Source organism: Roseateles toxinivorans, from assembly GCF_004362525.1.
GTDB classification, from domain to species: domain Bacteria; phylum Pseudomonadota; class Gammaproteobacteria; order Burkholderiales; family Burkholderiaceae_C; genus Paucibacter; species Paucibacter toxinivorans.
Genome location: NZ_SNXS01000011.1, coordinates 112549 through 124865 on the forward strand (window position 1 = coordinate 112549; position 12317 = coordinate 124865).

The following is a 12317-nucleotide window of genomic DNA, read 5'->3' on the forward strand; positions in this document are numbered from 1 at the left end:
TCATCCTCCGTTGAGGGTCGGGGTCCTGCGGCGCCGTGCGGACCAGACGGTGGCCCACACCCCCGCCAAGCCCAACAGGGTGCTACCGGGTTCGGGCACGGCGGCGGCGGGCAAGGTGATCGTGAACGCGTAATGGCCGTCGCCGAAAAATGACGGCCCACCCAGTGCGGTGAAGCCGTCGGCCAGGAAGCCGCTGCCGAGGTTCTCGGCGAACGACAGGTTCTGGAAGACGCCGATGGCCAGCGTGTAGTCGCCAGCGTCGAGCAGCAGGTCCTGCGAGAAGTCTCCGCCCACGCTCAGCGCGTGCAGATAGTTCGATTCCTGGAAGGTGGCGGTGGCCCGGTCCGTGCCGCTGAACAGCGTGAAGTAGGGATCGATGCCGCCGGCAGCAAAGCCGGTGCTGGTGACGTTGACGCTGCCACCGACGGTGACATGCAGCACATGCAGCGCCACGTTGTTCGCGGTCGCCAGATCGTCGTCGAACCGGGCCACCCCCATGTCCGAGGCCACGAGTGCGGTATTGGCGGGGTCGTCAAGCTCGCCACTCAACGAGACGGCAGCGGCCAGCACCGGTCCGGCGACAAGGGTCATGAGCAGCCCGGCCAGTCGCCGCAGAATACTGTTGAACATGGTGGGCACCCCGCTCGGCATCTGTTGCTACCGGCCCATTCTCCGGTCGCAGGGTCGCTCCGGCAACGGCATACCGGTCTTCATTCTTGGGGGTACCCCCGTACAGCCACCATGCCCTGCCACATCACAGCCTGGGCGCTACTTCGCCATCGGTCCATTCCCAGGCTGATCAAGTCCCCTCAGCCCAGCGCCTCGATAGGCTGCAGCGCCAGCGCCTGGCGCACATGGCGCAGGGCGGCCAGTGCGGTGATCAGCAGGGTCAGCGCGCTGGCCAGGGCCAGCGGCGCGGCCAGGCCGGTTTCGATGCCGACACGATCGACAAAGCCATCCAGGTAGAGCTGGCCCAGCCAGGCCGCCAGCGGCAGCGTCAGCAGGGCAGACACCGCCAGCGGTGCGCGGAACTCGGCCACCACCTGGCGGGCGATGTCCGCATGGCCGGCGCCGTGCAGGCGCCGCAGCACCAGCTCGGTACGGCGCCGGCGCAGGGTATCGGCCACCAGCGCGTAGGCGCCCAGCATCGCCACCCCCACGGCCAGCAGCGAGACGGCGGCCAGCAGGGTGGTCAGTTTCTCCTCCAGGCGGTAGGCATCGGCCAGTTGCTCGTCGGCGGTGGCGACGATCTTCAGCAGGGGCGGGCCATGGGCCTTCCAGATCTCCTCCAGCGCCTGGCGCAGCGCCGGCAGGTCGGGCCCGTGGACGGTCAGATCCCATTGCGGCTCGTCGCTGAGCAGGAAGGCCTGGGGCATGGCCGCGTCGCGCGCCGACTCCTGCTTCACATCACCCACCACCGCGACTACGCGGCGCAGTGCATGGCCCTCCTGCAGCCAGCCGCCACCGCCGCGCAGCTGCGCCCCGACGGCGGCCTGCGGTGTGGCGAAGCCGAGGCTGCGCGCCGCCTTGGCATCGATCACCAGCCGACCCTCGCCCGAGCCGGTCTGCAGGCTGCCGGCCAGCAGCTTCATGCCGTAGGTGTCGAAGAATCCGGTGGAGACGACGGTCAGGCGCAGCACCTGCTTGTGCTCGGTCTGGCTGACGTGCAGCTCGGTCTGGCCCTGGCTGTCACGCGCCGGCCGGGCGCTGCTGAAGCCCCAGTGCCGGATCGCCGGATGCTGGCCTATGGCCGCGACCAGGGCATCCAGCTTGGGCACGAAGCCGGGCTCCACCATGGCGCTCAGCACCAGGCGGTTGTGGGTGGCAAAGCCGCGGTCGACGTGCAGCAGGTGGTGGTACTGGATGGCCATCACCCCGGTCAGCGAGAGCAGCAGCAGGGCGCCGCTCAGTTGCATGGTCAGCAGGGCCTGACGCAGGCGGCGCCCCCAGGGCCCTTCGCTGGCGGTGCGGCCCTGCAGCGCGGGCGCCGGCGCGCGGCGCAACGCCAGCCAGGCCGGCAGCGCCAGGGTCAGCGGCAGCAGCACCAGCACGGCCAGGCCCAGACCGGCCAAGGCCTGGGCGGGCAGCGGATCGGCCACCGGGTGGTTCGTCGCCAGGCCCATCCAGCCGGCCACGGCCGGCGCCGCCCACCAGGCCAGCAGCAGTGCACCGCCGGCACTGAGCAGCAGCGGCAGCAGGGCCTCCAGCGCCCACAGGCGCAGCAGCTGGCGGCCATCCGCACCCAGACTGCGGCGCAGCGCGGTTTCGCGCTGGCGCTGCAACAGGCTGGCGGCCTGCAGATTCATCGTGTTGATGGCCGCCAGCAGCAGCAGCACCAGGCTGGCCGCGCCCACCGCGCCCAGCAGCTGCCAGCGCAGGCCGTTGTCATCGCCCTCGAAGGGCAGCTGGGTCAGGGTCACGGCGCGGAAGTAGGCCGCCTCCCGGACCGCGCCGCCGGGGCCGGTCTTCCAGTCGGCCGGCAGCTGGGCGTAGAGCGGGTTGGCCATGAAGGCCTCGCGCATCCAGCCGCCGATCGGGGCCGCCGAGCCGCCTGGGCGCAGCCGGGCATAGACGCGGCCGTTGACCAGGTAGATCGCCTTCAGGCCCTCCTCGTTGGCGATATTGCCGACCAGGTCGCGGCCGACCAGCTCGAAGCCGACCATCGCGTCCTGCTGACCGAGGGGGCTGCGCGGGTCGGTGGCCGGGATCACGGCGGTCACCGTGTAGACCTTGCCCCGCGAGTCGAAACTGCGGCCCAGCACCTGGGCCAAGGGCACCTCGCCCCAGAGCTTGCGCGCCAGGGCCGGGGTGATGGCAATGGCGTCGCGCCGGTCGAGCGTGGCCAGCAGATCGCCGTGCAGGGCCTTGAGCCCCATCAGCGCCACCAGCCCGGGGTCGGCCGCCCGCACCCGCACCAGCTGCAGCGTGCCCTGCATGCGCACGGTCAGCGCCTCCTCGCTGGCGCGGCTGATCAGGTCCAGCGGCACCTGGCGCTCCTTGAGCATGTCGGCAAATGACACCGGCGAGGCGGTGAACCAGCCGCTGGGCTGGCCGGGCGGGTTGCCCCTGAAGTCCAGCATCACCACCCGTTCAGGCTCGGGGATGGACGGATCGGTCGCGGCCAGGGCCAGGGCCAGCAATGCCAGCAGCAGGCAGACGGCCAGCGCCAGCATCAGTCCGCCAACGGCCACCGCGGTGGCGGCACTGCGGCTGCGCAGGCCCCGCAGGGCATCGAGCATGAGGGCCTTCATGCCAGCTGCTCCGCCAAGGCATCGACCAGCACGCGGCCGTCGAGCAGGCGCACGTTGCGCGAGGCCAGCGCCGCGTGTTCGGCGCTGTGCGTCACCATCACCAGTGTCGTGCCCTCGTCATTGAGCTCGCGCAGCAGGCGCATCACCTCCTGGCCATGGGCGCTGTCGAGATTGCCGGTGGGCTCGTCGGCCAGCAGCAGGGCCGGGCGGGCGGCAATGGCGCGGGCAATCGCCACGCGCTGCTGCTGGCCGCCGCTGAGCTGGCTCGGATGATGGGCGGCGCGGTGGGCCAGACCCAGGCGCTCCAGCACCTCGGCCACGCGGGCGCGCTGACCCTTCTCGGGCATGCTGCCGTAGCGCAGGGCCAGCTGCACATTGTCTTGCACGGTCAGCTCGTCAACCAGGTTGAAGCTCTGGAACACGAAGCCGATGCGGCCGCGGCGGATCGCCGCCAGCTCGCGCGGCGTCTTGCCGGCCACATCCTCGCCCTGCAGGCGGTAGACACCGCTGCTGGGCTTGTCTAGCAGGCCCAGCAGGCCCAGCAGGGTGGACTTGCCGCAGCCCGAGGGCCCGGTGATGGCGACGTACTCGCCGGCCTCGATCTGCAGGTCGATCGCGTCCAGCGCGGTGGTTTCGACGTCACCGGCACGGTGGCGTTTCGTCAGTTGGCTCAAATCAATCATGGCAGGGCTAGTCTTTCGGCATCGGAAGGGGGTTGGGAGATCAGGACCTGCTCGCCGACCTGCAGACCGGCCAGCACTTCAACTTGACCGGCGGCGCGGCGGCCCAGCTGCACGCGGCGGCGGCGCAGCTCGGTGCCCTCTTTCACGTAGAGCTGGACCTGCACGCCGGGGCCCTCGGGCAGCAGCAGGGCCGGTGTCGGCTGGCTGAGCTGCAGCCGCAGCTCGACGGCCTGGCCGGGGCGCAGATCGCCTGGCGCGCCAGCGGCCGGCCAGCGCAGCAGCAACCGCGCCTTGCCGCCCTGCACCTGGGGCAAGGTCTGAGCCAGGCTCAACGTTCCGCTGGCGCTGGTGGCACGCTGGCCGACCTGCAGCCGTGGCAGGTAGTACTCATCGACATCGGCCACCAGCTGCATGCCGCCGGCGGGGTCGTCGATGCGGCCCAGGCGGTCACCGGGGCGCACGCTGGTGCCCACCTGCAATTGGAAGCCGCTGAGCTGGCCGGCGATCGGCGCACGCTGCTGCAGCCGCTCCCGCGAGCGCTCCAGCAGTTGCAGGCCGCGCTGCAGGCCCTGCACTGCACGGGCCATCTCGTCGATGGACTGCTGGCGGGTGTCGGCCTCCAGCCGCTGATCGACGCGGGCCTGCTGCAGCAGCTGGGTGGCCAGGCGCTGCTGGCGCTCGGTCTGCTCCAGCGCTGCGCTGGAGACAAAGCCCGCCGCGGCAAGTTGCGTCTGCCGCTGCCGCTCGGCCTCGGCCTGGGCCTCGGCAGCCTGCAGCTGGGCCAGCTCGCGCCGATTTGCCGCCAGGCTGGCCGCCTGGGCGCTGCGCTGCACCGAGACGTTGGCCATCTGCTGCGCCACCTCGGCACTGCGCTGCATCAGCAGTTGCTCCTGCTCGGGGCTGTGCAGGCGGTACAGCGGCGCACCGGCCTCGAGCCAGTCGCCGTCCTGGGCCAGCACCACCTCGACCCGGCCCGCCTCGGCCGCATCGAGCTGCACCGAGCGCAGCGGCTCGACCCGCGCGCGCAGCGGCAGCTCGTCGCGGAACTCGCCGGCGCGCACCGGTGCCAGCTGCGCCGCATGGGCGGCCGGCAGCTGCGGCACGCGCTGCCAAGCCAGCAGCGCCAGGCCGCCCAACGCCACCGCCACCCAAGCAGCAAGGCGCAGCGGGCGCGGCCAGCGACGGCGCGCGGGCAGCGGGCGGTCCATGGCGGCGCCGCTGGGGGTGAGGTTCGGTTTCGGGTTCGGTGACATCAGGCTTCGCAGCTTCGGGCCTGGCCACCTCCCGGCCAAGCCCCCTGTCCGCTTCCGGACACCCCTCTGGCGCGCGGGCGCGTACTGCTGCGAAGATGCGCCCCGTGACCGATGCCTCCATCCTCCTTCTCGACGACGACCCCGACGTGGGCCTGGCCGCGCAGCTGCTGCTGCAGCGCCGCGTTGCGCCGCTGACCTGCCTGCGCCGGCCGGCCGAGCTGGCAGCGGCCCTCGACCGGCTGAAGCCGGCCCTGCTGCTGCTGGATCTGAATTTCGGCCCCGGCCGCACCGATGGCGAACAGGGCCTGCGCCTGCTCGCCGAGGTGCAGGCCCGGCCGCAGCCGCCGGTGGTGGTGGTGATGACGGCCTATGCCGACATCGACCTGGCGGTGCAGGCGCTCAAGCGCGGCGCCTTCGACTTCATCACCAAGCCCTGGGACAATGTGCGCCTGATCGCCACCTGCCGCGAGGCGCTGCAGCGGGCCCTGCCCGGCGCGGCCGGCGAGCCGGCGCCCACCGCGCTCGAGCCGTCGCGCTCGCTGGCAGCGCAGGAACGCGCCGCCGTGCTGGCGGCCATGGCGGAGGCCGAGGGCAATCTGAGCGCTGCGGCGCGCTTGCTGGGCCTGTCGCGGGCGGCGTTGTACCGGCGGCTGGACAAGCATGGGCTCTGAACGCCTGCGCCTGGCTGCTGCAGCCCTGCTCTGGCTGGCGGCCGGTGCGCTGGCCCACGCCGCAGTCGCCTCGACGCGCACCTGGACCGGGGCGGCCGTGCTGGCCCTGGCGGGGCTCGCGCTGGCCTGGCCCATGCTGATGCGACGCCCGCTCGCACCGCCGCCCATGCCCGAATTGCCGCCGCCCATAGACACACGCCGCCTGACTCTTCTGCAAGCCCAGCTGGAACATTTGCCGGTGGCCGCCTGGGCGCTGTCAGGCGACAGGCTGCAGCCGCTGAGCAGCCGCGCCCGGCGGCTGGCCGCCCCGGGCGCCGTGCGCGATGAGACGGCCCTGCACCGGCTGCTGTGCGGTGCCACCGTCAGCGGCCCGGTGCTGCTGGACACCGAACGAGGCAGCGAGCGCTGGCAGCTGCAGCGCCAGCCGCTGGCGCTTGACGGCCAGGCCCAGGCCCTGCTGGTGCTGGTGCCGCTGGAGAATGAGCTGGAGTCCGAATCGCTGCAGGCCTGGCAGCAGCTGGTGCAGGTGCTGACGCACGAGATCATGAACTCGCTGACCCCGATCCAGAGCCTGAGCCAGACGGCATTGACCTTGCTCGACGAGCCGCGAACTGCCGAGGGATACGAAGCCGAGCTGCGCCTCGCGCTCGACGCCATCGCCCATCGCGCCGCGGGCCTGGCGGGCTTCGTGCGCACCTACCGCCGCGTCAGCCAATGGCCCGCGCCGACGCTGGCGCCGGTGCCGCTGGGCGACTTCTTCTCGCGCCTGCAGCAGGCGGTGGCCCCGGCCTGGGCCGCGCGCGGTGGTCAGGCGAGCTTCGAGCTGGCCTCGCCCAGCCTGCAGCTGCTGGCCGATGCCGGCCAGCTCGAACAGGCCCTGCTGGCCCTGTTGACCAATGCCGCCCAGGCCACCGCGGACCAGCCCGCACCGCGGCTGTGGGTGCAGGCCCGCCAGGGCCGCGGCGGGCGTCTGCAGATCAGCGTGCGCGACAACGGCCCCGGCGTGCCCGCGGGCCTGGAGCGCAAGATCTTCCTGCCCTTCTTCAGCGCCCGCGAAGGCGGCCAGGGCATAGGCCTGACCGTGGTGCGCCAGCTGGTGCACGGCATGGGCGGACGGGTGCGGCATGTGCGGCCGCTGGAGGGCGGAGCGGCGTTCGTGCTGAGTTTTTGAGACCCGGCTCCGGTGCGGCCTACTGAGTGCCCGCCTCCAGCTGGCGCTGCTCGAACAGATAGTCACCCCCGGCCTGATGGCCCGCCGCGCTGCTTGAGCCGTACTTGGGCCGCTGCGGCAGTTCCTTGGCCACCGCAAACCGCACCCGCTCGAACACATTGCCTCCGGCCTGCCAGCTGTTCACCTGCTTCAACTGGTTCATCAGGTTCCAGGCAAACGGCGAGTGGCCGTTCTTGCCCTCGTCGAACACCGGCTCATTGCCACCCGAGGACATCACCACCACCGATTTGCGCGCCAGCATTGCCTGCGGGTCGGCGCCGCCGGGCGTGGCGCGGATGCGCTCGTCCGAGACCAGCGAACCCGAGTAGCAGCTGTCCGAGATCAGCGCCACCTGCGAGGCGCCGATCTGCGCAATCATGCGGCCGATGTCGGCATTGGACAGCCAGGTCTCGGGCTTCTTGGCATCGGCGTCGGCCAGCTGCCAGTAACCTAGGCCGGTGGATTCGACCAGCTCGCCGTGACCGGCGTAGTAGATGACCACCGAGTCCTTCGGCCCCAGCTCCAGCGCCAGCTTGTTCAGCGCGCTGACGACCGCCTGCTTGCTGGCGTTGGGAATGACCACGGTCTCGTAGCCCAGCGCACCGTCGAACAGGCTGCCCACGGTCTGCGCGTCCTTCACCGCATTGCCCAGCTGCGGGATGCTCTTGTCCTGGTAGTTGTCGATGCCGATGACGACGGCGACCTTGCGCTCGATCTGCGGCAGGGCCGCGGCCTTGACCTTGCGCTTGTGGCTGAGGTTGACCGTCGGGCTCCTGGCCTCGGGCGCGGCGGTGCTGGTGTCGGCCGCGGGCGCCACGGCGGCCACCGACTGCGCGACGGTGGCCTGGATACGCCGCTTGAGTTCCTCGGTGAGGAGGCAGTCACCGGCCTCGACGTCCTTGGCCGACTGGCACAGCCGCAGATCGGCCAGTGCGGCGTTCTGCTCCAGGCGCGCGGTGGCATCGGCGAACAGGTTCTTCTTGAAACGGTCGCGCGAGGCCAGCATATGGGCCAGCGCGTCCGGCGACATATCGCCGAGGCGGATGCCGCTGAACGAGGGCGCGGCCGCAGCGCTGCCGAGGGCCGCCGCCGCGGCCACGGGCGCTCCGGCCGCCGGTGCCTGCAGCAGATCGAGCAGGCCGCCCGCCGCGCTGCTGCTGGCGATGGCGGGCGCCACCAGCACGGCCTGGGCCGCCACGGCCGTGCCCTGGTTCAGCGTGGCGGCGGGGCTGAGTCCGGTGACGGTGAAGGCCGTGGCATTGCCCGGTGCCTGCGCAAAGCTGTAGTTCTGCGCGCTCAGACCCGCGCCCAGGATCGCGTAGCTGCCCGCCGCCGTCTGCACCTGGACCTCGCTGCCGAAGCTCAGCGTGCCGCTGGTCGCCGTCTGCTGGGTCTCGCCGCCGACGAAACCGGTGACGCTGCCGCTCAGGGCCGGCACCGCGTCGCCAATGGCCTTGCCGACGGGCGCGGCCACATACAGCAGGCTGGCAGGAGTGATGCTGGCGCTCAGCGCCGGGAGCACGGCACGGTAGTTGCCGGCATCGGCGCCATCGAGCGTGTAGCCGCTGACGGTGACGGGCTTGGCGACGCCGACATTCTTGTCGGCAAAACTGGCCACCGCGGTGCCCGCCAGGCTGACCACATCATTGGCCAGGGGCTGCACGATGGCTGTTCCGGTGAGGCTGGCCACCTGCGTGGTGTCATAGACCTTGTTGTTGGCCGTGAGGCCGCCGATGTTCAGCGGCGCCGGGCTGATGTTGGCGCTGAGGCTGGGCAGATCGAGGCTGTAGTTGCCGGCGTCGGCGCCGTTCAGCGTGTAGCCGCTGACGCTGACGGCCTTGGCCGTGCCGACGTTCTTGTCGGCGAAGCGGGCCACGGCTGTGCCCGCCACGCTCACGCTGTCATTGCCCAGGGCCTGCACGGTGGCGCTTCCGCTGAGCGTGGCCGAGGTGCCGGCGTCATAGACCTTGTTGTTGGCGCTGATGCCGCTGACGCTCAAGGCGGCCGGGCTGATGCTCGCGCTGAGGTTGCCGGGCAGCTGCAGGGTGTAGTTGCCGGCATCGGCGCCGCTGAGCCCGAAGCCGCTGAGCGTGACGTTCTTGTTGCTGCCGACATCCTTGCTGCTGAAGCGGGCGCTGCCGACCTCGACGGCGACGCTGTCGGCACCCAGGGCCGCGACGCCGGCCGCGCCGACCAGCTCGGCGCCGGTGCCCCGGTCGTAGACCTTGTCGGCCACGCCCAGACCGCCGAGCACCAGCGGGGCCGGCGTGATGCTGGCCGTCAGCCCGGTGGGCTGGGTGACGGTGTAATTGGCCGCATCGGCGCCGCTCAGCGTGTAGCCGGTGACGGTAACGCCCTTGGCCGCGCCCACCTGCTTGTCACTGAAGCGGGCCACGGCGCTGCCACCTAGGGACAGGCTGTCGCTGCCCAGGGCCTTCACCGCCGCCGTGCCGGTCAGTGTCGCGTCGGTACCGGCGTCGTAGACCTTGCTGCTGGCGCTGACGCCGGTGATGGCCAGCGCCGCCGGAGAGATACTGGCACTGAGGTTGGCGACGGGCTCCAGCAGATAGTTGCCGGCATCGGCCCCGCTCAGGCCGAAGCCGCTGAGCACCACGGTCTTGGCCGTGCCGACATTCTTGTCGATGAAGTTGGCGCTGCCGGCGCCGAGGCTGACCGCATCACCGCCAAGGGCGTTGAGCTGGCCGCTGCCCGCCAGCGTGGCCACCGTGGTCGCATCGTAGACCTTGTTGTTGACCGTCAGGCCGCTGACACTGATACGCGCCGGTGTGATGTCCGCGCTCAGGCTCGCGGGCGCGGACAGCGTGTAGTTGCCGGCGTCGGCGCCGCTCAGCCCGAAGCCGCTCAGGACCACGGTCTTGCCCGAGCCGACGTTCTTGTCCAGGAAGCTGCCCGAACCGAAGCTCACACTGACCTGATCGCCCTGCAGCAGCCCGGTGGGCGCGCCGCCCGAGACGGTTGCTGCCGTTGTGCCGTCATAGACCTTGCTGCCGGCGCTGAGGCCGGCGATCACCAGCGCCGCGGGCGTGATACTGGCCGTGTAGCTGGCCTCGGGGGTGATGAAGCTGTAGTTGCCGGCCTTGCCGCCGTTGCTGCCGTCCTGCAGCTGGATCTGATCGATGAGCACCGGCTTGTTGAGACCGACATGCTTGCTCTGGAAGCTGCCGCTGACGACAACGTTGACAGTTTCACTGCCGATCAGGCCCGTCGGCGGCTCAAGCAGCGACACCCGGGCCGCGGTGCCGGCGTCGTAGGCCTTGTTGTCGACGGTCAGCGCCAACTGCAGTGTCTTGGGACTGATGTCGGCTTTCAGCCCCTCGGGCGCCACCAGGGTGTAGTTGAATGAATCCGGACCGGTCAACTCCAGGCCGGTGACAGCGCCTATCGCCTTGCCAAGGCCGACGTCCTTGTCGGCGAACAGGCCCTGCGCTGTGCCTTGCAGCTCGACCGAATCGCCACCCAGCGGCGCTATCACCGGTGTACCGCTCAAGCTGGCCGTCGCCGTGCCGTCATAGACCTTGCCGATGGCGCTCAGGCCGCTGACCGCCAGCGGCAACGGTGTGATATCGGCCGAGAAGCTGTTGGCCGGCACGATGTTGTAGTTGCTGGCATCGGCGCCGCTGCCGCTGAAGCCGAAGAACTGCACCGACCGGGCAATGCCCACGTGTTTGGTGAAGAAGGTGCCCGAGCCGAGGCCGGTGATCTGCACATCGTCGTTGCCCAGCACGGAATAGCTGGGCGTGCCACTGAAGGTGGCGTTTGCATTGCCGTCATAGACCTTGTTGTCGGCCTTGATGCCGGAGACGATCAGCGTCGCCGGCGTGATGGCGCCGGTCAGCGCCGACGCCGTGTAGCCGTAGACCGGCTTGTCATTTGCATCGGTGAAGCTCAGACCGAGGGCAGGCAGGGTGACGAGCTTTTCGAAGCCGACGTTCTTGTCGCTGTAGGCGGCACCGGCGGTCGATGGTGTGCCGATGACCTTGTCGCCCGGCACCGAGGGCGTGACCTGCAGATTGCTGATGGCGGGCACGCTGGTGCCGGCGTCATAGACCTTCTGGATAGTGTCGCTGGTGAGCTGCGCCGACTCGGCCTTCGAGAAGATGAAGCCATTGCCGCTGCCCAGAATGGAACCGCCACCGTACTGCTTGAAGGCATAGGCCAGATTGCCCGGCGCGAAGTCGCTGCCATTGGCCGCATCAAGGCCATGGACCAGCCAGCGCGAGCCCGGTGTCGGGGTCTGCAGGGCCTGGGTGCCGGAGTTGCCGTTCTGGAATCTGGCCGTGTGCAGGATGATGGCGTCGCCCGACATCGTCGATCTCAGCACCGTCGAGGTGCCCAGGGTCAAGCGGCCCGACGCGGCGATGTCGATGGCGATGAACTGCGAGTCCACGAAGGTGTTCAGCAGCGTGATGTCGGCGCCGGTGATGCGCAGCCCGGCGGCCTTGGGCATGCTGACATTGGCGAAGCTGACGTTGCCCGCGGCATTGAAGGTCAGCTTGATCGTATCGGAGGGCTCGGACGAACTGTTGGTGAAGCTGGAGTTGTTGACGGTGATGGAGCCGGCGGCCTGCACCAGCAGCGACGAGCCGCCCGAGTAGGCGCCATTGAGTGTGGCCGTGTCGAAGGTGATGTTGCCGGCCTCCGCGCCCGCGCCGCCGGTCGTGATGCGCACATGGCCGGCACCGTCATAGCCCCCGCCCAGGGCGGCGTTGATCGTGGAGCTCAGGATGCGCGAGGGGCTCGCGGTCGCGAAGAAGCTGGTCTCGGTGCCGATACTGGAGTCGAAGTTCGATTCTCCGCCGCTGTTGCTGATGATCAGGTCGTAGGGGTCCAGCAGCCAGGTGCCGGAGCTGCCCTTGGGCGCGAACGTGGCCACGCGAGCCGGCCGCGCATCCAGCCAGCCGCCCGAGGTCTCGATGAAGCCGCCATCACCGCCCAGTGCGCCGCCGCGGGCGCTCAGCGATCCATAGGCCCGGGTGGCCTTGTCGCTCCACAGGATGATGCGCCCGCCGTCGCCTCGGGCTGTGGCATCGGCCTTGATGCCGGCGTCCTTGCCAAAGAAAACGGCCTCCGAGTTGGGCACGCTGGCGTCCTTGCCCTCCTGCCCGCCGCCGACCAGCACCTGGCCGCCGCCGGCGGCCCCCGAGGCGCTGACCGCGGCCCTGTCCGTCAGGCCCACCTGCCGGCCCAGCAGCTGGATCTGGCCGCCCTTGCCGCCATCACCGCCATCG

General features: G+C 70.6%; 7 protein-coding genes. 2 read left to right on the forward strand and 5 right to left on the reverse strand.

The window, feature by feature from the left end; translation table 11 throughout:
- The 4 genes from DES47_RS25140 to DES47_RS25155 form a co-directional block, all read right to left on the reverse strand.
- Positions 1 to 630 carry a DVUA0089 family protein gene (locus DES47_RS25140; RefSeq protein ID WP_133703527.1) on the reverse strand — a complete coding sequence of 210 codons (630 nt, stop codon included), beginning with the start codon at positions 628 to 630 and terminating at the stop codon, positions 1 to 3.
- A gap of 179 nt (positions 631 to 809) precedes the next feature.
- Positions 810 to 3251 (reverse strand): FtsX-like permease family protein, encoded by a 2442-nt coding sequence (locus DES47_RS25145; protein ID WP_133703528.1) that lies wholly within the window; start codon positions 3249 to 3251, stop codon positions 810 to 812.
- Entirely contained in the window at positions 3248 to 3934 is a 687-nt protein-coding gene (locus DES47_RS25150) for an ABC transporter ATP-binding protein (RefSeq protein ID WP_133703529.1), read from the reverse strand. The genes DES47_RS25145 and DES47_RS25150 overlap by 4 nt, the downstream gene beginning before the upstream one ends.
- Entirely contained in the window at positions 3931 to 5187 is a 1257-nt protein-coding gene (locus DES47_RS25155; protein ID WP_133703530.1) for an efflux RND transporter periplasmic adaptor subunit, read from the reverse strand. The genes DES47_RS25150 and DES47_RS25155 overlap by 4 nt, the downstream gene beginning before the upstream one ends.
- A 104-nt stretch (positions 5188 to 5291) precedes the next feature.
- Here DES47_RS25155 and DES47_RS25160 point away from each other — a divergent pair, with 104 nt between their 5' ends.
- Both DES47_RS25160 and DES47_RS25165 read left to right on the forward strand, forming a co-directional pair.
- Positions 5292 to 5858 (forward strand): response regulator, encoded by a 567-nt coding sequence (locus DES47_RS25160; RefSeq protein ID WP_166652161.1) that lies wholly within the window; start codon positions 5292 to 5294, stop codon positions 5856 to 5858.
- Positions 5848 to 7029: a sensor histidine kinase gene (locus tag DES47_RS25165; RefSeq protein ID WP_133703532.1), complete on the forward strand. Its 1182-nt coding sequence runs from the start codon at positions 5848 to 5850 to the stop codon at positions 7027 to 7029. The genes DES47_RS25160 and DES47_RS25165 overlap by 11 nt, the downstream gene beginning before the upstream one ends.
- A gap of 19 nt (positions 7030 to 7048) precedes the next feature.
- Here the strand turns inward: DES47_RS25165 and DES47_RS25170 are convergent.
- The coding region (locus tag DES47_RS25170) for a YDG domain-containing protein (RefSeq protein WP_133703533.1) at positions 7049 to 12317 on the reverse strand (5269 nt) is incomplete at its 5' end.